A 22,013-nucleotide genomic window follows, 5' to 3' on the forward strand; every position below is an offset into this window, starting at 1 on the left:
CAAACGTGAAACGCCCGCTAGATCCAGCGGTACTTGCGATGATAGCCCGCGATGGCTTCGAGAACCAACCGCGGCGTTCTCGCCTCGCTGTTGCCGATGCCCGGCATCGTATCCGGTGCAAGCGTCGTGTCGCGCGTGCCGAAGCGCACCGTATCCGTGCTGCCGAGGATGGCGTCGTACTCCGCCATGGACAGCTTGTAGCGCGCATCGAGCCCCGCCGCGATCCCGGCGTCCTTCAGCCGCGTCGACGCATCCGCCGGGACCACGCCGGAAAAGAATTCCGAGCAGCAGCCGGATCCGTACGAGAAGAGCCCGACCCGTTGCGGCGTGTTGATCCCTGCCGTGTCGATAATCCCGGCCAGCGCGAGAAACACCGACGCCCCGGCCGTATTTCCAACGCGCTGTCCGTACGCGAGGCTGGCCGCCATACGGCGCGTGAAGTCGGCCTCGACCTCGCTCACGGGCGCTCTGCAAAGGCGGCGCATGAGGTGGCGGTGCGCCCCCTTCACCATGCCGCCGAACGGGGTATGAAACGCCAGGTGCTGGAACGTTTCGCGAAAATCCGCGCCATCGACCCGGCGGGCATAGTCGCGGAACGCGTGCTCGCAGCATTCGAGGTACGCCATCAGCGAGAGGTCGGCGTCGCCCGCTTCCGTATCCGGTCCCGGCCTGCAGGTGTCCATGACCTCGAACGCGTGATTGCCATGCGCGCCCGCGTCGATGCGGAACAGATGCGGCGTGTCGCTGACGAACATCGCCACCGCGCCCGCGCCCGAACTCGGCTCCGAATAGGCCCACTCCTCGATGGCGCCCTTGTCCGCCAACGCAAATCGCGAAATGTCCGTCGCGATCACGAGCGCCTTCGCGCCCGGCGACGTTCCCGACAGAATGAAATTGACCGCCATCTGCAGGCCCGCGGTGCCCGAATAGCAAGCCTGCTTCACCTCGAACAATCGGCACGCCTTCTGAAGACCCAAATGCGCGTGCACGTACGTGCTGAGCGACTTACCGAAGTCGATGCCCGATTCCGTGCATGTCACGATCATCTCGATGCGATCGCGCTCGCTCTCGGTCAGCCGATCCACGAGCGGGCGCGCGGCATTGACCGCGAAGCTGACCGGATCCTCGCAGGGAAGCGCCACGGATTTTTCACGCATCATCAGGTTTTCGAAGCGCTGGATATCGAGCCCGCGATGCGCGCACAGCTCCTGCACGTCGACATAAGCCGCGCCGCCGTAGACGCCCAGCGCCTCAAGTCCAACGGATGACATCAGGCCGCCCCGACTTGCACCGGCAGGCGCCCGAGGCCGCGCGCGTTGATGCGGTCGAGCCGCCACTCGGGACGGCCGGCGAGCGACATCTGCGGAAAGCGGTCGAGCAGCGCATCGAAGGCGATCTGCGCTTCGAGCCTCGCCAGGGGGGCGCCGACGCAGAAATGGATGCCGCCGCCGAAGGTGGCATGCGCGTTCGCCGTGCGCCCGATGTCGAGCACGTCCGGCCGCGCGAAGCGCAACGGATCGCGGTTCACCGCGCCGATCAGACCGACCACCGGCGCGCCCGCGGGAATGCGCCAGCCGCCAACGTCCATCTCCTCCCGCGCGATGCGCAGGATCATGTTGCCGCCCGGCTCGACCCGCAGGAACTCCTCCACCGCCGTTCGCATCAGCCCGCGATCGGCGCGCAGCCGCGCCATCTCGCCGGGGTTCTGCAACAGCAGCAGCAGTCCATTGCCGATCAGCGTGACCGTCGTCTCGTGGCCGGCGACCAGCATGGAGACGAGGTTGGTCAACGTCTCCTCCTCGTCGAGCACGCCGGTCTCTTCCGCGGCGAGCACGCTTCCAATGAGACCCGCATGCGGGCACCCGCGCCGCTCGGCAAGATGGCGGCGCAAGACCGACTTGAAGGTATCGAGCGCCTCCAGCGCATCCTGCTTCTGCTCCGGCGTCATCATGATGTCGCCGATCTTGATGAGCGCCGCGCTCCAGCGGGCGATGTCTTCGTCCATCGCTTCCGGCATGTCGAACAGGTTGCGCAACACCCTGAGAGGAAGCGGACCGGCGAAAGCGTCGATCATCTCAACCACGCCGCTTTCGGGCATGGCGGACATCAACCGCTCCGCCTCGGCCCGGACCATCGGTTCCAGCGCCGCGACGGCCTGCGGATGGAACGCAGGCTCGTAGACGCCACGCATCCGGCCGTGATCCGGCGGATCGCTGTTGATCATCTGCGGTTGAAACGCACTGTAAAGCCGGTAGCCGACCGGATCCTCCGCGGCATACTCGGGCGACGACCAGCCCCCCATCCAGAGGCGCGTATCGCGGCCCATCGCGGACGACTTCGAGACGCGCGCGAACTCGCGATGCCCGAGAATGAAGTACACCCCGGACACCGGATCATGATGGACCGGCGCAAGGTTGCGCAGCCGCGCAAGCTCCGGGTAGGGATCTTCGAGAAACGCCGGATCGGCCAGCATCCGCCACCAGTCGACCGCCACCGGCTCTTCGCGCGCAATCGCCGAACGGCTTGGTGAAACCATCGTTACGCGCTCCGCGCGGCATAGACGTGAAACACCGGCGCGCCGCCCTCGGCGAGGGGATGGTTTCCAATCACCGTCTTGTAGCCGCGCGCCTCGAGATCGGCGGCAATGGCATCGGTCTCGCCGCGGCCGAGATGCACCTCGACCAGCATCTGGCGGATGCGCGGCCAGAGCGTTTCCGAAATGCCGGCCAGCACATCCTTCTCCGCGCCTTCCGTGTCGATCTTCACGAGGTCGATCCGGTCGAGGCCGTGCAGGCTGGCCTGGTTCGACAGCGTGTCCACCGCGGCGCGGACGCGTTCCACCCGGAAAAGCTCGGCGATGAATTCCTCGTCGTCCATCCGCTCGCTGGCCCCACTGCGGTCGAGGATCGCACGCACGTCGGCGCTCGCGCCGTTGCTGAACAGCAGGTTCTTGAGCCCTCCTGAAAGCACTTCGCCGGCTGCCGGGTTCGCGGTCGAAAGCGCGCTGATTCCCGGATAATAGTCGAACTCCAGTTCGCCTTGCGCCGCTCCGAGCGCCATCTGGAACGCCTGGGCCCGCCCGCCCATCACGTCGATGTTCCGCTCGAGGGCCGCAAATGACGCGGGCATCGGCTCATAGGCAATGAGGCGCGCATCGGGAGCGAGGTCATTGAGATGCAGGGCGAAGAGCCCAATATTAGCGCCGACGTCGACGTAGACGCCGTCCCGCGGGAGAGAAAGTCCGTGCGCTGTGAGATCGTCCGCGAAAATCTCATGCCACGAAAAGTCGACCTCGTAGGCATTGACGCATTGGACGCTGCGCCCATCCGGCAGGGTCGCTGTGGAGAGGACCATATGGGATCACCCCTTGTTTGTGCAGACGGCCAATCACGGCGGACTTGGATGCAGAGCGCGATAGCGCTTTGACGGAACGTACTTTCTTGGGTACGTCGATTCCGTCGCGTACGGAAGACGGCGAGGCCTTCATGTCCCGGCGTATGACCATCTCATTGCAATGGGGTAGACCCACTTGAAGCTGCTGGCCATCAGCGACCTGCATCTCAGCAGCACCGCGAATATGCAGGCGCTCCTGGAAATGCCTGCATTCCCAGACGACTGGCTGATCGTAGCCGGCGATGTCGCCGAGGGCTTCGAGCGATTCGAGGAGGGATTGGTCCTGCTTCGCGAACGCTTTGCCAAGGTGATCTGGGTGCCGGGCAACCACGATCTGTGGACGGTTCCCGGCCCATCCGGCAGGGGCGTGCGCAAATATGAGGCTCTTGTCGAAATCGCCCGCAAACTCGGCGTCGTCACGCCTGAGGACCCCTACCTGATCTGGCCGGGCGGCGGCGAGCCCTGCGCAATCGTGCCGGCGATGCTTCTCTATGACTACAGCTTCCGCCCACCGGACGTCCCGCTCGCGTCCGTCATCACCTGGGCACGCGAAGAGCGCTCGGTTGCTGGCGACGAGATGCTGCTCGATCCCTCGCCGTTCGCGTCGATATCCGAGTGGTGTCACCATCGGTGCCGCGAAACAGAGCTGCGGCTCGCAGCGCTCGGGGCCGATGTCCCCAAGATCATCATCAACCACTACCCGCTTCGGCGAGATCTCGTTTACATCCCGCGCATACCGCGCTTTGCGCCGTGGTGCGGCACCGTGCTGACGGAGGATTGGCACGTCCGCTTCAACGTGCGCGTCGCGGTCAGCGGACATCTGCATGTGCGCCGCACGGATTGGCGGGACGCCACGCGCTTCGAGGAAGTGTCGTTCGGATATCCGCCACAGTGGGACCCGCGCCTCGGTATGGCCGCCTATCTTCGGCCCATCTGGCCCGCGTCCGACGCCGCATGAGCCGCCGAGGTCAAAATGTCTTGCGCACGAACTCCAATCGCATCGACGCGCACGGCTGCGGGTTCAGGATGGCGCAAGGCCAGCGCGAGGGCATGCGCGGGCGTTGGCCCCATCCGCCACAGACGCCAGTGCTCCGGATCCTCGCCCAGCGCATCGGAGAAGTGAACCGCGAGCGGGTCCAACGACACCGAAAAGGCGTCGAGCGGCACGGAGAGCCCGCCACCCAGCGCTTTGATGCAGGCCTCCTTGAGCGTCCAGATCGCAAACAGCGTCTCGGGCAGCACCTCGCGCGGCGCCGCGTGCAGCACCGCGACCTCGGCCGGCGCAAACACCCGCTCCGCGAACTCGATACCGGCACGCTTGGGATCGATGGCTTCCACGTCGATGCCAATATCGTGCGCAAGCGTCACTGCCACGGCGACCAGGCCGTGCGTGTGGGACAAGTTGAAACGCAGCGGCGGAACGCCCGGCTCACGCACGACCTCCGGCTTGCCATGGACGCCCTCGGTGAAGCGCCACGTCGCGGGCGCTCGCGGCGCTTCAGCGGAGAGCAGAGTCCGCGCGAGCGCATGCGCCGCGATGTAGGCCTGGCGGTCCCGGTCGAAGTGGAAGCGAGCCGCCCGAACGCGCTCCGCGTCGTCGAGCAGCGCCGCGAGCTCCGCCCACATCTCCGGCGCCACGGCGTCGAGCGCCAGCCAGCGGACGCGGACGGCCGTTGTGGAAATGGGCAAATGGAGGCCGGGAAGGTCTGGTACGGTCACAGCCCGACTCTACTATTCCAATCCCAAGCCGAAAATGGAGCGGCCGCGTTGCACGTAACCTTTTTCGTCAGCATCCCGAGAAGCAGATGACCTCTCCCTGGCTTATCGCCCATCAGCGGCCATCCGCACGCCTGACCTTGTACTGCATACCGCACGCAGGGCGCGGCGCATCCCTCTTCTTTCCGTGGCGCGCCGTCATGCCGGGCTGGATCGAACTCCGCGCCGTCCAGCTCCCCGGCCGCGAAGGACGGCGAACGGAGCAGCCGATACCCCGGATCGCGACCATCGCCGACTGCCTCGCCCGCGAAATTCTGCGGCTGACGGACCGCCCCTATGCATTTTTCGGACACAGCATGGGCGCGCTCATCGCCTTCGAAACCGCCCGCAACCTGCGCCGGCTCGGCGCTCCCGCGCCCCGGGCTTTGCTGTTGTCCGGCCGCCGTGCGCCGGCCGTTCCCGAACAGGATACGCCCATCCATACGCTGTCCGACGCGGATTTCGTGGACGCGATGTGCGCCCGCTACAACGGCATCCCGCAGATCATCCTCGAACAGCCGGACATGATGCGCATGCTGCTGCCGATTATGCGCGCCGACATCGAAGCCATCGAAACCTATACGTACCGGCATGAGCCGCCGCTGGCCGCGCCGTTCTTCATCTATGGAGGCCGCGACGATCCTCAGATGACGCCGGACAACATCGCCGGCTGGCTACCGCTCACCGAGCAGCCCCACGCACCGAAGCTGTTTTCAGGCGGCCACTTCTATCTGCAGGACGAACGCGACGCCCTGATCGGGGCGCTCGCAGCGGACTTGTCCGCCATCGCCGCATCGCCTCACGACGCGAGCGCCGCGGATCAACGCGGGCTCGGCTTGGGTCCGATATCGGCGGATGCGGATGCCGGCGGCGTGATCGGCTTCAGGCGATAGCCGAAGGCGTCGGCGAAGGAGCGCAGGATGTAGGGCGGCGCATCGGCGCCGGGTTCGTCATCCAGCGCACGCGCAGCAGGGGCGGCTGGCGCCGCTGCCACTCCGGATTTCGACCACGCGTCAGTCGCTTTTTCAACGGCCACAGCTTCCGCTTCGATCTCGTCTTCTTCGGCCGTGCTGTGTGGGTTTGCGAGCGTTTCGAAGGGTGAATTGGACTGCGGCGGCGACATGTCGATCGAGCCCGAGATACGCCCTGCGCTTTCGGCGTCGACGTCGGCCTTATGCTTCGCGGGATGTGGCGTCGCCGGAGCCGCCGGCGGCGCCGCCGGTAGCGATGGCGTGTCGCCGGTGTTGAGGATCAGCGGCAGCCCCTGGGACCCACCGCCCACAATGACCACCTTGGCGTTCGGAGAGGCCGCAAGCTGCAGCGTGGCCTCGATCCCGCGCCATTTCAAATACGCTTCCGAGATCCCAGCTTGAACCGTCTGCTGGAATGCCTGGATGCCCTGCGCCTCGATCTGCTTGCGCTCGCTCTCCAGTCGCTCGCGCTGAATTCTGAAGCCGTACTCCTGTGAGATCTGCGCCTGCTCGAGCTTACGCTCTATGGCGGACCGTAGCCGGAACGGCAGCGTGACATCCTTCAGCAGGATGTCGGTCATGATCACGAAGTCTTCTCCGTCGTGGTCGTCGACATTGATGCCGATCCTGTTCACGGACTCGCCGGGCATTTCCCTCGCGACCGCCTGCAGGATTTCGCCCTGGATCTGCGTCCGGCGCGACGAGAACAGCTCCTCGATTTCGTACTGCGAGATCCGCTCGCGCAAGACGGACCCGACTTCCGGCACCAGAAGCACGTTGAGATAGTTCGGGCCGATCGTCTTGTGCAGGCGTGGCAGCGTTGCCGGATTGAGGTGCCAGCGGAAAGAGCTGCGCACGGTCACTTGCAGACCCTCTCGGGCGATGACCTCGTAGGCCTGATCATGCTCCTGCACGCGCATGTCGTAGATGAAGATGTGATCCCAAGGCGGGATGACATGCAGTCCCTCGCCGAGCGCCTGCTGGCTCGCCTGCGTGCCTCCGAAGAAGCGCAGCCAGAGGATGCCGCCATGGCCGGATGGAATGGTGATGAAGATCCGCGGCGCAAGAGCGGTGATGATGAACATCGCGACCAGCAGCGCCAGCATCAGCGTGCGGCGTTGGCGCAAGAACCAGTTGCGCCCGGACGACAGGGCCGCCACATGCAGCGGCTGAGAGACGAGAACTTCAGACATTGGCGAGCGGGCGCTTCCGCCACGGCTTCTTCACGACCACGCCCCGCGTATCCACCACCACCGGCGTCGCCATGATCAGGATGATGAGCGCCACGATCGGGGTGAGAATGATGGACAGCAGGAAATAGAGAAAGAAGCCTCCGCTGCGACCGATCGCAAAGAAGCCCACCAGCACCGCAAACAGGATGTATAAACCGATGACCATGCCACCCCCCGCGGCTGGCGCGTCGATCTGCGCCCCGCAGCGCCAACCGTCTCTGATTCGGTGGGCAGCCGCCAGCGGAGCCACCCACAAAGGAGAGGATAAGCCGCTGGCGCAAAGCCGTAATTTATTGAGCCGAGGGCAAGGATGCGCGCGTCAGCACCAAACACCGCCGCGTTAGCCGGCCAGCCTCTCACGTAGGTGAAATTTTACCCGCCGGATTAGGCCGCCGATTGGGTTTCGCTGGCCGCGGCGGACGTCGGCGCATCGGCGCCCGAGCCGTCTTTCGCCCTGTTGAATTCGGCTTCGAAGTAAGCCTTCATCTTCTCGGGATCGAAATCCAGAAGCGTGCCGCCGGCCTCGAAATGATGCACGAACACCCGGCCGACGGCGACCGTGGCCGCCATGGCCAACGCCGGCAGGGCCAGCGTCCCGGCGATCTGGCCGAGCACGGGGACCGTCTTGAGCGCCGACACCGTTCCGGCCCCGACAGCGATCGGCACCGCGGCGCCGGCCAGCGCGCCGATCGCGGCGCGGACACGATCCTCGGAAAATTCGCGGCCGTAGAGACCCGACAGCGCGTGCACCATCTTGATCTGCGTTCCGGTGATGGCCGCGAGATCGACCACGGGCACCGGAATGAGCCCGAAGCCAGCCGACCAATAGGAATAGCGGCGGATCAAGGCGTTCGCCTTTTCAATGCGCTCCGACATGCGGACCTCCAAGTAGCGTTGAGATTGCACAAGGGAACGCCAGCGGCGACGCCATCGGGAGCCCCGCCTCCCGAATCGCTAGAAAAAACATCTCATACTGAAAATTTTCTGTCTACGCATAGCGGGCTCAGTCGGATGCACGCTGCCTCAGCCGAACTTGAGCGGCAACGTCTCAAGTCCCCGTTGGTTGGTCCGATCCGCCCACCAGACAGGCTCGCCGGCCAGTTCAATGCGGGGAAAGCGCTCCAAGAGAGCGGCAAAGGCGGTCTGGGCCTCGAGGCGCGCGAGCGCCGCACCGATGCAAACGTGCGGTCCGCCGCCGAAGATCGACTGGGCATTGGGCTGGCGTGCGATGTCGAACACGTCGGGACCCTGGAAACGCGCCGGATCCCGGTTAATCGCGCCGACCAGCCCGATGGCCAGCGATCCAGCCGGAATGACGACGTCGCCACACCGGTAGTCCTGAATTGCCACCCGAAGGATGAAGTTGATGCTCGGCTCGTAACGCAACATCTCCTCGATGGCCGGGCGCATCAGATCGGGGTTGGACCGCAACTTGTGGAGTTCTGCAGGATTTCGTAGCAGGGCCAGCAGTCCGTTGCCGAGCAGCGTGACGGTCGTTTCATTCCCCGACACGAGGCCGAGGAGATTGTTGAGGGTCTCCTCTTCGTCCATGGTGCCGTCCGCCAGCGCAGCGGCCGCCAAACCGATGAAGCTGTCGCCCGCCCGGTCGCGGCACGACTCGAGGTGCCCCTTGAGATACGCCTTGTAGGCGCGCAGAGCGTCCAGCGCGTCGCGCTTCTGCTCGGACGGCATCATGATGTCGCCGATTTTGATGAGCGCGGCATTCCAGATCGCAAGTTGCTCGTCCATGTCCGCGGGAATCCCGAACAGGTTCCGCGACACGCGCAGCGGCAGATGATTGGCAAACGCGGTCATGAAGTCGACCGGAGCATCGACGGGCAGGGCGTCCACCAGTTGCTGGCACTCAGCCTGGATCATGGGGACCAGTTGCGCCATCTGGCCCGGACGAAACGCCTTTTCGTACACGTCCCGCATCCGGCGGTGATCCGGCGGATCGGCGTTGACCATCTGGCGATGGAATTCGCTGAACAGGCAGTAGCTGACCGGATCGCTCTCCTGGCTTCCTGGCCTGCTCCAGCCATTGGTCCAAAGTCGCGTATCGCGCCCCATTTCCGGCGCCATGGCCATCTGACGGAACTCGCTGTGACCGAGCACGAAATAGATGCCCGTAAATTCGTCGCGATGAACGGGTCCGAGCTCGCGGATGCGCCTCAGCTCCGCATGCGGGTTCGCGAGATACGCGGGATCGGTGAGCATCCCCCACCAGTTGATCTCGGGCGCTGCGGCGAGCGCGACTTGCGCCATCACGCGCGTCCCAGCCGCAACGGCAGCCGCTCGAGCCCGCGTTGATCGCTTCGGTCGGTCCATCAGCATGTTGAACGCGATCTGCGTGGCCATGCGAGCGAGCGCTTTGCCGATGCAGATATGCGGGCCGCCGCCGAACGCGGAATGATGGTTCGGGTTCCGCGTGATGTCGAACACATCAGGATTGTCGAAGCGTTCGGGGTCCCGATTGATCGCACCGACCAGGCCGATGGCCAGTGCGCCGGCCGGAATCCGGGTCGCGCCACACTGGAAATCGTTGACCGCCGCGCGGGGAATGATGCTGCTGCCCGGTTCATAGCGCAGCATCTCCTCGATCGCGGTTCGCATGAGCCCCCGATTCGCCCGCAGCTTCTCGAATTGAGCCGGGTTCCTGAGCAGCGTCAGCATCCCGTTACCCAGCAGCGTCAAGGTCGTCCGGCTTCCCGAGATAAGCATCGCCACGTTGTTGAGGGTCTCGTCCTCGTTCATCGCGCCGGTCGCGGCCGCCGCGAGTGAGATGGCGATAAGTCCGTTGCCCGGGTCCGCACTGCGCTCCGCGAGATGGCCCCGCACCCAGGCCTTGAAGTCACGCTGCGCGCTTGCCGCTTCCCGCTTCTGCTCCGGCGTCATGACGATATTGCCGACCCAGCTCAATGCGGCGATCCACTTGGCGATCGTCTCGTCCATCTCCGCCGGAATGTCGAAAAGCCTGAGCGAAATGCGATGCGGCAGCGGATTGGCAAGCGCGGTCATGAAGTCGAACGGTTCGCCCTCAGGCAGCGCATCCAGCAATTTCCGGCATTCGTCCTCCATCATCGGCAGATATCGTGTCATGTCGCCGGGACGGAACGCCTTATCGTAGACCGACCGCGTGCGCCGGTGGTCCGGCGCATTGGCGTTGATCATCTGCGGCTGGAATTCCTTGAACAGCTCATAAGTGTCGGGATCGCGTTGCCGGTTTCGCGGGCTGTTCCAGCCGTCGGCCCAGAATCGCGTATCGCGGCCCATGTCCGGCGTTTTGGCCATCGCGCTGAATTCGCGCGAGCGGGTGACGAAGTAGATGCCGGAGACAGGATCGAGATGAACGGCTCCCATCTCGCGGATCCGCGCGAGGTCGGGATAGGGATTGCTGAGAAAACCCGGATCGGTGAGCATTCCCCACCAATCGATGTCGTCGCCCCCTGTTGCCGCGTCCCGCGGAGAGTGAGCGTCGGGGACATCGTCCGATGCGTCCACAAGATCGAGTGTCTCAGACACGACGGCGCCCCCATTCCGCACGAGCGAGCGCGCAGCACGGTGCGTCGCCACGATTCTTCAGCTATGCGATAGTAACGACGCGGACGACGCTGTCCCGGCGCCTGCCCCTCGTATCCACAACCGAATTCCCATGCGGCCAACTTGGGCTGCGTGCGTTGCTTTCGTCTTCGTGGACGTGCCGGCGCGCTCTGCAACCGGGGACGTCGCCGGCGAGGATGCGCTCGCCAAACTGCCATGGCCCGGCGTCAGTGCTTGATTGAACTGGGTTGCCGCTCACGCCTCGGAGGCAAGCTTCGCATAGGCCTCGATCTCGACCTTCTGCCACGGGCGCAGCATGGAGGTCACCTGCACAAGGGTGCTCGCGGGGCGAACCTTGTCAAAAGATTCGAGGTGGGCGCGGGCGACATCTTCGGCATCGTTGATGTCGCGGAGGTAGACGACGGTACGAACGACGTCCTGCAGGCCGGCACCGGCCTCGCCCAAAGCCTTTTCAATGATCTCCAGTGCTGCGCGCGCCTGCGCGTAGGCGTTGCTCTTTTCGTGCGCCACCGGTGCACACGTGCCGGAAACATGTACGTCGTCGCCGGCACGGACGGCGCGGGAATATCCGAAGATAGCCTCGTAGGCGCCGCCGGAGGAGATATTGGTGCGCTCAATGATGGTCGTCGTTGACATTCTCGTCGTCTCCCAGGTCATTTTTGTTGAGTTTAAATCTTCGTCGCATCGCGAAACCGGTACCAGGTCTCGACGACCGGCACGGCGTGCTTGGCGATGGGATGGAACGGGACGCTCGGAAAGACGAGTTCATCGAACTCCGTGTGTCCGTCGCCCTTTCCCACGATCTGAAGCGCGATCTTGTGCCCGAAGTACGTGGCCCGCGAGACGCCGGTGCCGCAGTATCCGATCGCATAGTGCAGCCCGGCCGCGGTTCGACCGAGATGGGGAACTTCGTCGTAGGTGTAGCCGATCATGCCATCCCAGGCGTGCGTGACCGGCACATCCGCGATGTCGGGAAACACGCGAAGCATGTCGCGCGCGAGATGACGAAACGCGAGCGGCGACGTGTTGTTGGCGATGCGCCCGACGCGCCCGCCCCAGATGATCCTGCGCTCGCCCGGCGCCGCCCGGAAATAATAGAAGACCCGGTTCGAATTGCCGTACACGCGATTCTTGGGCAGCAGCCGCGAGAACGTGGCTTCGGGAATCTCCCCCGTAGCGATCAAGCCGGAACCAATCGGCAGAATGCGGCGGCCCAGTTCCGGCACGAGACCATCCGTATAGCCGTTGGTGGCGATGAGGACGTTCTTGCACGAGATCTCGCCGAGCGGCGTCTTGACGACATAGCCGCCCTGAGTGGACGAAATGCCTTGAGCGCCCGCGCTGCCCAAAACGTGCCCGCCGCGCTCCTCGATGCGCTGCATCAGCCCCGCATGGTAAAGCGCGGGATGCACGGAGGCGTCGCCCGGCAGCACCGACCCGCCAAAAAACACGTCCGATCCGATTTCGCTGTGCTGCTCGGCGCGCGGCACCATGTAGCTCTCGACACCGGCAACCTGCCGGAGATCCTCCATATCGCGCGCCATGGACTCGTAATGTTCCGGCTGCATCGCAGCCCTGAAGCGGCCGCATCGGCTGAAGTGGCAGTCGATCTTCTCGGATGTGATCAGGTGTTCGATGGTGTCGAGCATGCGCACGCCTTCGCGCAGCATCGCTTCGGCCTTCTTCCGGCCGCGCAGCTCGATCAGGCGCTTCACCCTGAACTTTTGATTGCCGCTGCCGATCTGTCCGCCATTGCGCGTGCTTGCGCCGAAGCCCGGCGCGTCCCGCTCGAGCACGACGACCGAGCGGCCCTCACGCAACAGTGTCAACGCGGCCGAGAGGCCCGTGAAACCGGAGCCGACGATCACGACATCCGCTCGTCCCGGCAAGACAGCGGCAGACTGACGGCGCGGCGCAGCCTCCCACCAGTACGGCCTGTAGGTCAGGCCATGCGAGGTGGACGCGCGTCCCCGCGCGAGCTGCAAGGCCGTCGGACCTGAATGGGTGCCAGCGCCCGTCGCATCAGCGTTGTTTTCGTCGGTTGAGTCCATCGTCAGTCCTTGAACATTCTTTTCCTTACATACAAACAAGTTGCACCATATGCAAGTTTGTTGTACGCCATCGTGGCCGATCGCACCCAAAAAAAGTGCACCAAAGAACGCTCGCAACGGAGAAAACGTTCATGCAGATCGCCCATTGGAATTGGCGCAATTCGCCGGGGCAGCTCGCGCTCAATATCGCGAAAGCTAACCTGTTCCTGGATCAGCAGCCAAAAGTAAGGCCGTTCCAGTCGATCATCTCGAAGACATCGTCACCGGCGGCGTCGGAGTCGCGGGCAGTGGCGCGTTCGGAATGCGGCTCGCGCCCCCCGAAGCCGAATACATTCTCGTCGGCGATCTCTCGACATTGACGCTCGCGCCCTGGGCCGCCGCAATGGCTCGGGTTCCTCCTGCGGGCACCAATTGGATCCCCGGGGCAAGCTTCTGAGAGCCAATCTCTGGTTTTCCCCCAACTCCCGGGAGCGAAAGCTCCCGGCTTTTTTTTAGGAGGGGAATCCCTGCAAGGAAGCTGACTACTCCCCGTAAAAAATGATCGAAAGAAACTTGGCTGTCTCGTCCAGCAGCTTCTCCGGCCCGTGAACGACGTCTCCCGAAAACGTAAAGGCGTCGCCCGGCTCGAGCAGATACGTGAACTCTCCGAAGCGATACTCGACGCGCCCCTGCAGCATGTAGATGAACTCCGTGCCGGGATGCGAAAATCGCGGGTAGGATTGGCTTTTCTTGTCCATCGCGATGAAGAACGGATCGAAGAGCTTTTTCGGCCCCTTGTCGTAAGAGAGCAGCTTGTAGGTGTAGCCGTACTTCGTGCCGACGCGCACGACCTCCATCTGCTCGCTGCGTTTGACGAGCTGGGCCGTGCCTTTCTTCCGATCGATCCGTTTAAAGAGATCGGAAAGACCGATTCCGAGCGCCAGGCAGAGGCGTTCGAGCGAATCGAGGCTCGCGGTCGCCATCCCATTTTCAATACGGCTGAGCATGGCGCTCGAGACGCCCGCTCCGACACTCAGCTCGGCAAGAGTGAGGTTCGCGTCCACACGCAGTTGCTTGAAGACTTCGCCGATCCGTTTTTCCAACGGCACGTTCGCCGTATCGGGCGGAGGCCGTGCCTTGGACGCTTGAGCGCTGACTCGGTTCCGCGGCGCGCGCACAGGGACCCGCCGCACTTTTGATTTCGCCATTTCCGTTCCTTCTTGGGGCTCCTTCAGATCGACTTTGAAGGACATTTTCAAGCGAACTCGCACTCGCGACGGCCATCATGCAGTCGAGCTGTTCACGTTTGCAACCCATGCTGCGACGCGACGGAAAACTTGCCTGCGAGTTAATACTTTTGCACTACATTCATGCAAATTAATTGCATGTGGCGCACATCTGCGGCAGAATGCCTCCCATCAACACGCCAAAAAATCTCCCCAGAAGGGGAGTCACAGGGAGCGTTTCATGCAGGATGTGGTGGACAGAAATTCTGGGGGTATCGCCTCCGGAGAAGACGCTGATGCGGGGTTGCATCGAACGATCGATTGGAAAGGAGCCTTTTGGATCGCGAGCGGCGTGCCCGCACTGGTGCTCATTTCAATCGGCGGCATGGGTGCCACGGCCGGCTCACTCGCGTTCCTCGTATGGGCCATATCGGTCACGATGGGCTACCTCCAGGCGTACAGCTACGCCGAGATCGCCGGCCTGTTCAAAAACAAATCCGGCGGCGCCGCCGTCTACGGTTCCGCGGCATGGCTGCGCTACAACAAACTGATCGCGCCGCTGTCGGTTTGGTGCAACTGGTTTGCTTGGACGCCGGTTCTCTCGCTCGGCTGTGCCATCGCAGCCGGCTATATCTTGAATGCGATCGCACCCATTCCGGCGTTCATGCCGGACTCTCCAGAGGTGCTGTCGTGGCTGAAGAACGCGGCAAATACGGCTTCCATTGACGGCAAGTCAGCCGAAGAAGCCGTCAAGATCGCAATCGCAGCCGTGACCGAAGCCGCGACCCCCGCGCTCCGCACGATGACGCTCGCAAGCTTCTCATTCTTCGGCCTCGCGAAAATCGAAATCGGGCCGACATTCTTCATCGGCGCCGCACTGATGCTGGTCACGTTCGCCATTCAGCATCGCGGCGTTCTCGGCACCGCGCGCGTTCAGATGGTGATCGGACTTTTGGTCGTCATCCCGATGCTCGTCGTCGGCATCGTTCCGTTCTTCAACGGCGGAGTGAACTACGCGAACTATTCCCCGCTCGTTCCCCCGGGTGGCGCGTGGAACAATGGCGGATGGACGCTCTTCCTTGGTGCATTGTTCATCGCCGGCTGGTCGACGTACGCCTTCGAAACGGCCGTCTGCTACACCCGCGAGTTCAAAAATCCGGCGTCGGATACCAAGAAGTCCATCATCGCTGCCGGTCTGCTGTGCGTGTTGCTGTACACCTTGGTCGCGGCGTCGTTCCAAGGCTATCTCGGCCTGGAGGGCATGACGCAGCCCGGCATCGTCGACGGCACGGGCGTAGCGCAGGCCATGGGCAACATGGTCAGCGGCGGCTCGCCAATCGTCACGCATCTTCTCGAAATGATGATGATCCTCGCCTTGATCCTCGCGATCCAGATGGCGATGGCCGGCTCGTCCCGCACCCTCTATCAGGGCGGCGTCGATGGATGGCTCCCGAAGTATCTCGCACACACGAACGAGCATGGCGCACCGACGCGTGCCATGTGGACGGATCTCATCTTCAATCTCGGACTGCTGACATTCGCCGCGTCTGACGCGACGGCTTACTACCTGATCCTGTCGATCTCGAACGTCGGCTACATGATCTTCATCTTCTTGAATCTTCAAGCCACCTGGATCCACCGCATCGACAGCCCTCATATTCCTCGCCCCTACCGAGCGCCGAATTGGCTGATCGCTGTCAACGCGGGGCTAGGTTTCTTCAACCTGTTCCTGATGGGTGTCGGCGCGAAGGTGTGGGGCAATCCGAACGCGCTCTGGTACGGGCTTTTGTTCGCGCTTCTTATCGTTCCCGTGTTCCTGTATCGCCATTACGTGCAGGACAAGGGGCGCTTCCCGGATCACATGCTGATCGACCTGGATCTCAAGAGCCAGGATCTCGGCGAGCGTCGCGCGGGCATCCTGCCCTACCTGGCCTTAGCGGCCGGCGCCGCGATCACGCTATTTGGCCATTACTACTTCCAGCTGCCCGGTTAAGCGTCCGGCAGTGGCGGTCGGCTCTCTCTGAGGGTCGACCGCTTCGGGACGCGCAGGCTGTGGACAAGTTGCCACGCTCCTCCAATCGCAACGCTCCAGGCGATGATCACAAGCTTTACCGACGACGAGAGCGAACTCGCTACCATTATCGGCGACCTCGCCTCTTGATCTGCACGACCACCTTCCAAGCGGACACATCACGATCGCGCTCAGCAGCGCGATTCCATCACTACGGTGCGATTGTCGCTTGACGCTTCGTGCCAGCGGATCGATACCGACGCCATTACCTCATCTGGACGACGACCTTCCCCTTGGCTCGACCCTGCTCGAGATAGGCAAGCGCCTCCTTCGCTTGTTCGAACGGAAACACCTTATCGATTACCGGCCGAATGCGCCCCGCCTCGATCAGCTTACCGATTTCCGTAAGTTGGCCCCCATCCGGATGAACGAACAAGAACGAATACGTTGTGCCGCGTTTTTTGGCGCGCCGAATGATTCCACGGCTCAGAAACGCAAACACGAATACCATAAAAATATTCATGCGTCGGGCGCGGGCAAATGCTGCGTCCGGCGGCCCGATAAGCGAAACCACAATGCTGTTGGGTTTCAGAATTCGAAGTGATTTGTCGAGCGCGTCACCCCTGACGGTACCGAGCACGACATCGTAGCCGCTCAGAACCTCGTCGAACTCCTGCCTCTTGTAATCAATCACCTCATCGGCACCGAGGCTGCGAACCAGATCGACGTTTCCGGTGCTGGTGGTCGTCCCGACCTTGGCTCCAAGATACTTCGCGAGCTGGATCGCGAACGTGCCTATCCCGCCGGAGCCGGCGGGCACGAAAACCTTTTGTCCGGGCTTCACGCCGGCGCGCTCTTTGAGCGCCTGCCACGACGTCAGCCCGACCATAGGGATCGATGCAGCCTGCACAAAGTCCAGGTTCGCCGGCTTGAGCGCCGCGGCATGCTCCGGAACGGTCACGAATTCGGCGAGTGTCCCCGTACCCAAGTCCAAGACACTGGCGAAAACGGGATCGCCCGGCTTGAAACGAGTGACCTTGAGTCCGACCTCGACTGCGACGCCAGCGACGTCACTGCCCAGAGTGGATGGAAGCCGCAACCGGATGATGGGCTTGAACGTGCCTTTCGGGATCATGGTGTCGATCGGGTTCAAGCCAGCGGCGTGGACCTGTACGAGAATTTCGTGTGGCTTCGGAACGGGCCGGGGGGTATCGGCGAACTCTATGTGCTCGGGGCCGCCGTAACGTTGCAAGATGAGCGTTTTCATTTTTAACTTCTCTGTTTGAGCAGTGCGATCGTTCAGGCCGGCAGGCGCATTTGTCTGCGCAGGTTCTTGTCGAACGTTCCGGCTGGCGCGAACCGACGGAGGATGCTGATCTGGCGCGCGAGCTTACCGGCGGTGTAGCGGCGTTTCGGGTGCTTGGCCGTGGCGGCCGCCACAACGACATCGGCGACCACCTCGGGCAGATCTGCCGTGGGCATCACGTCGCTCATCAAGGCGCGTGCGTCGGCCCGGGACTTCTCATATGGCTCCAACTTCTGATCGGGCTCGAGCGCGTTCTGGTCGAAGACGCTTCGCGTGAAAGCGGGTTCAATCACGGAAACGCGGACGTTGAAGGCGCGCGTCTCATGATCGAGGGACTCCGAATATCCCTCAAGCGCATGCTTGGTTGCGGAGTAGTAAGCGGAGTAAGGGGCAGGGACGATCCCCAACACCGAGCCCATATTGATGATGAGCCCGGCGCGCCGCTCGCGCATCGACGGAAGCACGGCGTTTGTGGCACGCATAACGCCCAGCAGGTTGACGTCGAATAATGCCTTTATCTGCTCGATGGACGACTCCTCGGCGCCACCGATCAAGCCGATACCAGCGTTGTTCACCAAGAGGTCGATGCGGGCGGTTTTCGAAAGCACGGTCGAGACGAGGGTCTTGACCGATTCATCGTCGGTGACATCACAGGCCAACATCGTGACCCCGACAGGGGCGTCACCGTTCGGGCGGCGGCTGGTGCCAAAGACCGCGAAGCCCACACGCGCGAGCGCTTCAGCGGTCGCCCTACCTATGCCGCTGGAAGCTCCTGTTACGACGGCGATTTTTCCAGAAATCTTAGCCATGGACCACTCCTAATACTCTTAATTTATTGCACGGGGACGATCATTGAATTATGATCATATAGTCAAATTACGATCGTAATACAATAAAATTATAGGAGGTCATTCGTGCGCTACGAGAAGGGCAGAAAGGATGCCTCGCGGCGTCACATCATGGAGGTCGCGTCGGAGACGTTTCGCGAGGATGGCATCGCCGCTTCGGGCTTAGCCGGCATCATGAGCGATGCAGGGCTGACCAACGGGGCGTTCTATCCGCACTTCCGGTCCAAGGCTGACCTTGTCCGTGACGTCTTGGATGCAGCATTCAAGGATCAGTTGGCCTGGCTCGAGACCACACTCGCAACGGGTGAACTTGAGGCAGCCATCGCGACGTATTTGTCGCCGGAGCACCGTGACAATCCGGGCAAGGGCTGCGCCGCCGCGGCGCTCTTGCCCGAGCTTGCCCGGCTGCCTACCGATGCGCGCGCACTCTTTGCGGAACATCTCGAACGCATGGCGGACCAGTTATCGTCGGTCCTGCCGGCGAAAATGCGGGATCGGGACAACGTGGCCTTGAGTATCTACGCAACTATCGTTGGCACACTTCAGCTCGCGCGCGCGGTTGAAGGAACCGAATTGTCGGATCGTATTCTGGCTGCTGGAGCAGAGGCGACACGCGTGTTGGCACAGCCGAGCGAATAGAAGGCTCGCTTCTTCCCAGCAGCCAGGCGTGGAAAATGGATCTCTGGAACGTCTGTTCATGGCCCGCAGCCGACAAAGGCATGACCGGTCGAGGACGGCCGCTTATTCGCGGGGAGCGGACGAAGCCTACGGCCAATTGCGATGACGGCCGAAGCGAACGATTTCCTGATTGGTCTAACGCGTCAGCGCAAATGCAATGATCGGACGAAGTTTGTAGGCGTTGCGGTCGCTACTAATGACCGCCGCGCTGAACCTCTACGCCACTTGAATTGCAATCGGCGGGCCGACGTTCAAAGTCCGTTCAAATCGGCGCTGAGCCCTACCCCACCAGTCAATCGACCAAAACGGATGCACCTAATCTGCGCCTAGTTTTTTTGATCGAACTGTAAGTCGTTGATTTTGTTGGCTGGGGGACTAGGATTCGAACCTAGACAGGCAGAGTCAGAGTCTGCAGTCCTACCATTAGACGATCCCCCAAAGCCGGGATCTGGCGGGCCGGAGGCGCGCCGAGTTGGGCCGTATAACAGCTCGCCCCGGACCGCGCAAGGCGAACGCCGCATCGCCGCCATTTCATGAAGATGCACCGCGACCCCGCTGCGACACCTCGGCTGACAGGTGTGGTCCGGGCCCGCCGGTTATCCCGCTCCGCCGCCCGTCACGCCACCGGCCTGAGACACAGTCTCCGCTCATCTCGCGAACAATGCCTCCCGTCAGAAGCGCGACCCCGCTCCGCCGCGCTCGGGCTACGGCGGGGGCTCATCATCTACGGGCGTCAGCGGCTCCAGCGGCGGCAGCAGCTCCGGCCGGTACTCGAAATGCATGGTGTCGTAGTGGGACCACCGCCCGCCCCAGATGAACCCGTGCCGCTCGAAGATGTGCACGATCTCGAGCGGAATGCGGTTCTTGTAGGCGACGCGCCCGCCGGACGACGTCCCGCCCCAGCGCCAATAGTCGGTCAGCGCCACCGCGATGTCGATCGCGATTCCGGAACCATGCGCTGAAAGACGGCTCGTGCCCGCGATCGCGCGGCAATTATAGGTGCCGGCCGAGGGGATGAGATACTTGTCGAACGACGCCGGCAGCGCATCGAGCGCCCGCGACACCGCCGCGAGCCGCGCGGCGACGCCGTTGATGCGCGTCACCTGCAGTTTCTGCGGCGCCTTCTTGGGCAACCAAGTGATCGTGTCGAGCGAACCCGCCACCTCACCCTTGCGGCAATCGCCGTACATCTTGTCGAAGAACGCCGTGTTGCGCGCGCGCCCCGGATCGCTCTCCGGCTCCGGAACCAGCGGCCCGGCGCCCGCCGGATAGGCGAGCCGAAGCATGTCCTCGATATCCGGGTGGTCGAGCCAATCCGCGAAGGACTTGGTGCCGCCGCCGTCGTCGAGCGCCATGCGCGTTCCGTCCCGCCAAACCAGCCAGTTGCCCTCGGCCTTTTCGAGGTGGTTGGGATAAGCCGCGATCAGGCGGGCAACGCCGGCCGTCACATCGGACGCAGCGCCTTGCGGTCCGGGCTCCGAATGAACGGGTGAAGCGACGACGGCGACCGCCAAGACTGCGCCCAGCACCGAAGCCGAGGTTGCGCCCAGCACCCGACATGAAGCGTGCCTTCTCACCATGCGAAGCCGGATTTCCTGTTCGAGTTCAAGCGCCAGCGCAGGCCGTCGCGGATGCCGCATCCGCGGCCGTCATATACCACAAGCGCGCTTTTTCTTTACGCCCGGCGGTCTCCTGGTACACTGACGCAAGATGCAGCCAGTCAAATAGCCTGACGACGAGGGTCAGCGGCCGAAAACGGCCCGCAACCCGGAACCAGGCTCTGGGGAAGAGACGTGTCGGAATTTTCTGACGATGAGCGGGCCACGGCCCCTCGCGCAATGCGAGTCGCCCAGACGGGTCCCGGTAGCGGCTCGGCGCGTGGCCCAGGCGGCGCACCTGGCGGCCACCCCCCGCAGTCCGTCTCCTCACAGCCGTCCCGCTTTGCTCCTGCCGATCGCGGTCCCGTCTATGGCGCGTTGGATCTCGGAACGAACAACTGCCGCTTGCTGCTGGCCCGCCCGTCGCGGCGCGGCTTCCGTGTCGTGGACGCGTTCTCACGCATCATTCGCCTTGGCGAAGGTGTCTCCCAGACCGGGCGGCTCTCGGATGCAGCGATGCGGCGCACCATCGACGCCTTGCGCGTCTGCGCCTCTAAAATTCAGCGCAACGAGGTTGCGCGCGCCCGCTGCGTCGCCACCGAAGCGTGCCGCATCGCCATCAACGGCCGCGACTTCCTGCACCGCGTGGAAGACGAGGTCGGCCTCAAGCTCGAAGTGCTCGACCGCGAGACCGAAGCGTCGCTCGCCGTCTCCGGTTGCGCCTCCCTGATCGACTATCGCACCGACTACGTTCTGGTGTTCGACATCGGCGGCGGCTCGTCCGAACTGATCTGGCTCGACCTCACCAAGCGCACCAGTGCCGAGCGCGGGCCCGACGCAGACCGGCGGCCCGCGGCGAAACCTGAGATCCGCGGATGGACATCGCTGCCCGTCGGCGTCGTCACGCTGGCCGAACGATTTGGCGGCCACCATGTCACGCCCGACAGCTTTGAGGAGATGGTGCAGTACGTCATCGGCCTCGTCAGGCCGTTCGAAACGCTACACGGATTTCGCGCCCTTTCGAGCGGCGCGACCGTCCACCTGCTCGGCACCTCCGGCACCGTGACGACCGTGGCTGGCATTCATCTCGGCCTCAAGCGCTACGACCGCGCGCGCGTCGACGGCTGCTGGCTCACGTTCGATGAAATTCAGGCCGTCACCTACCAGCTGCTCGCCCGATCGTATGAGGAGCGCGTGGCTGAGCCCTGCATCGGCCAGGAGCGCGCCGACCTCGTTCTCGCGGGCTGCGCCATATTGGAAGCGATCCTGCGCACCTGGCCCGCCGAAAGATTGCGCGTAGCCGATCGCGGGCTGCGCGAAGGCATCCTTGCGACGCTCATGAGTGAGGACGGAGTCTATCGCACCGGCCGGCGGCGCAGACGGCAAAGATCGGGACAAAACTGA

At 63.4% G+C, this 22,013-nt stretch carries 20 protein-coding genes and 1 tRNA gene; 6 read left to right on the top strand and 15 right to left on the bottom strand.

Annotated features, from left to right (window positions below; translation table 11 throughout):
* Positions 1-17: 17 nt before the first annotated feature.
* From ACTIFK_RS06675 to ACTIFK_RS06685, 3 genes are read right to left on the bottom strand one after another with little or no spacing between them, the layout of a single operon-like run.
* On the bottom strand, positions 18-1,271 hold the full coding sequence (locus ACTIFK_RS06675; protein WP_439542274.1) for a hydroxymethylglutaryl-CoA synthase family protein: 1,254 nt from the start codon (positions 1,269-1,271) through the stop codon (positions 18-20).
* Positions 1,271-2,536: a cytochrome P450 gene (locus tag ACTIFK_RS06680; protein ID WP_439542275.1), complete on the bottom strand. Its 1,266-nt coding sequence runs from the start codon at positions 2,534-2,536 to the stop codon at positions 1,271-1,273. Before ACTIFK_RS06680 ends, ACTIFK_RS06675 begins: the two co-directional genes overlap by 1 nt.
* Positions 2,537-2,538: 2 nt before the next feature.
* A complete protein-coding gene (locus ACTIFK_RS06685) occupies positions 2,539-3,354 on the bottom strand; it encodes an FkbM family methyltransferase (RefSeq protein WP_439542276.1) in 816 nt (271 codons plus the stop codon).
* Positions 3,355-3,529: 175 nt separating this feature from the next.
* Here ACTIFK_RS06685 and ACTIFK_RS06690 point away from each other — a divergent pair, with 175 nt between their 5' ends.
* Positions 3,530-4,351, top strand: a complete 822-nt coding sequence (locus ACTIFK_RS06690; RefSeq protein ID WP_439542277.1) for a metallophosphoesterase family protein — start codon at positions 3,530-3,532, stop codon at positions 4,349-4,351.
* Here the strand turns inward: ACTIFK_RS06690 and ACTIFK_RS06695 are convergent.
* Entirely contained in the window at positions 4,312-5,112 is an 801-nt protein-coding gene (locus ACTIFK_RS06695) for a 4'-phosphopantetheinyl transferase family protein (RefSeq protein ID WP_439542278.1), read from the bottom strand. The two genes, ACTIFK_RS06690 and ACTIFK_RS06695, sit on opposite strands and share 40 nt — an antisense overlap.
* 86 nt (positions 5,113-5,198) lie before the next feature.
* On the opposite strand from ACTIFK_RS06695, the gene ACTIFK_RS06700 reads away from it, so the two are divergent.
* Positions 5,199-6,041, top strand: a complete 843-nt coding sequence (locus tag ACTIFK_RS06700; RefSeq protein ID WP_439542279.1) for a thioesterase II family protein — start codon at positions 5,199-5,201, stop codon at positions 6,039-6,041.
* Here the strand turns inward: ACTIFK_RS06700 and ACTIFK_RS06705 are convergent.
* The 6 genes from ACTIFK_RS06705 to ACTIFK_RS06730 form a co-directional block, all read right to left on the bottom strand.
* The gene (locus ACTIFK_RS06705; protein WP_439542280.1) at positions 5,969-7,312 is read right to left on the bottom strand and encodes a prohibitin family protein; all 1,344 of its coding nucleotides are present in this window, start codon (positions 7,310-7,312) and stop codon (positions 5,969-5,971) included. The genes ACTIFK_RS06700 and ACTIFK_RS06705 overlap by 73 nt on opposite strands.
* Positions 7,305-7,517 (bottom strand): hypothetical protein, encoded by a 213-nt coding sequence (locus ACTIFK_RS06710; RefSeq protein ID WP_439542281.1) that lies wholly within the window; start codon positions 7,515-7,517, stop codon positions 7,305-7,307. The genes ACTIFK_RS06705 and ACTIFK_RS06710 overlap by 8 nt, the downstream gene beginning before the upstream one ends.
* 218 nt (positions 7,518-7,735) lie before the next feature.
* The gene (locus ACTIFK_RS06715; RefSeq protein WP_439542282.1) at positions 7,736-8,227 is read right to left on the bottom strand and encodes a YcjF family protein; all 492 of its coding nucleotides are present in this window, start codon (positions 8,225-8,227) and stop codon (positions 7,736-7,738) included.
* A gap of 147 nt (positions 8,228-8,374) precedes the next feature.
* Entirely contained in the window at positions 8,375-10,873 is a 2,499-nt protein-coding gene (locus ACTIFK_RS06720; RefSeq protein ID WP_439542283.1) for a cytochrome P450, read from the bottom strand.
* A gap of 273 nt (positions 10,874-11,146) precedes the next feature.
* A complete protein-coding gene (locus ACTIFK_RS06725; RefSeq protein ID WP_439542284.1) occupies positions 11,147-11,569 on the bottom strand; it encodes a RidA family protein in 423 nt (140 codons plus the stop codon).
* Positions 11,570-11,580: 11 nt separating this feature from the next.
* Positions 11,581-12,963, bottom strand: a complete 1,383-nt coding sequence (locus tag ACTIFK_RS06730; protein WP_439542285.1) for an NAD(P)/FAD-dependent oxidoreductase — start codon at positions 12,961-12,963, stop codon at positions 11,581-11,583.
* Between the two features lie 131 nt (positions 12,964-13,094).
* Here ACTIFK_RS06730 and ACTIFK_RS06735 point away from each other — a divergent pair, with 131 nt between their 5' ends.
* The gene (locus ACTIFK_RS06735; protein ID WP_439542286.1) at positions 13,095-13,322 is read left to right on the top strand and encodes a hypothetical protein; all 228 of its coding nucleotides are present in this window, start codon (positions 13,095-13,097) and stop codon (positions 13,320-13,322) included.
* Between the two features lie 162 nt (positions 13,323-13,484).
* On the opposite strand, the gene ACTIFK_RS06740 is transcribed toward ACTIFK_RS06735, so the two are convergent.
* Positions 13,485-14,051 carry a helix-turn-helix domain-containing protein gene (locus ACTIFK_RS06740; RefSeq protein WP_439542287.1) on the bottom strand — a complete coding sequence of 189 codons (567 nt, stop codon included), beginning with the start codon at positions 14,049-14,051 and terminating at the stop codon, positions 13,485-13,487.
* Between the two features lie 358 nt (positions 14,052-14,409).
* Between ACTIFK_RS06740 and ACTIFK_RS06745 the strand changes: the two genes are divergently transcribed.
* The gene (locus ACTIFK_RS06745) at positions 14,410-16,161 is read left to right on the top strand and encodes an APC family permease (protein ID WP_439542288.1); all 1,752 of its coding nucleotides are present in this window, start codon (positions 14,410-14,412) and stop codon (positions 16,159-16,161) included.
* Between the two features lie 283 nt (positions 16,162-16,444).
* On the opposite strand, the gene ACTIFK_RS06750 is transcribed toward ACTIFK_RS06745, so the two are convergent.
* Positions 16,445-17,446, bottom strand: coding sequence for an NADP-dependent oxidoreductase (locus tag ACTIFK_RS06750; RefSeq protein WP_439542289.1), 1,002 nt, complete (start codon positions 17,444-17,446; stop codon positions 16,445-16,447).
* 32 nt (positions 17,447-17,478) lie between these two features.
* A complete protein-coding gene (locus tag ACTIFK_RS06755; RefSeq protein WP_439542290.1) occupies positions 17,479-18,294 on the bottom strand; it encodes an oxidoreductase in 816 nt (271 codons plus the stop codon).
* A gap of 105 nt (positions 18,295-18,399) precedes the next feature.
* Here ACTIFK_RS06755 and ACTIFK_RS06760 point away from each other — a divergent pair, with 105 nt between their 5' ends.
* A complete protein-coding gene (locus ACTIFK_RS06760) occupies positions 18,400-18,972 on the top strand; it encodes a TetR/AcrR family transcriptional regulator (protein WP_439542291.1) in 573 nt (190 codons plus the stop codon).
* A 403-nt stretch (positions 18,973-19,375) separates the two neighbouring features.
* On the opposite strand, the gene ACTIFK_RS06765 is transcribed toward ACTIFK_RS06760, so the two are convergent.
* Together ACTIFK_RS06765 and ACTIFK_RS06770 are read right to left on the bottom strand one after the other, a co-directional pair.
* A tRNA-Gln gene (locus ACTIFK_RS06765) sits at positions 19,376-19,449 on the bottom strand.
* A gap of 266 nt (positions 19,450-19,715) precedes the next feature.
* Positions 19,716-20,591, bottom strand: coding sequence for a M15 family metallopeptidase (locus ACTIFK_RS06770; RefSeq protein WP_439542292.1), 876 nt, complete (start codon positions 20,589-20,591; stop codon positions 19,716-19,718).
* A gap of 258 nt (positions 20,592-20,849) precedes the next feature.
* Here ACTIFK_RS06770 and ACTIFK_RS06775 point away from each other — a divergent pair, with 258 nt between their 5' ends.
* Complete coding sequence (locus ACTIFK_RS06775; RefSeq protein WP_439542293.1) at positions 20,850-22,013, top strand: Ppx/GppA phosphatase family protein; 1,164 nt, start codon at positions 20,850-20,852, stop codon at positions 22,011-22,013.

Source organism: Hyphomicrobium sp. (assembly GCF_051860585.1).
In the GTDB taxonomy this organism is placed as follows: Bacteria; Pseudomonadota; Alphaproteobacteria; order Rhizobiales; family Hyphomicrobiaceae; genus Hyphomicrobium_C.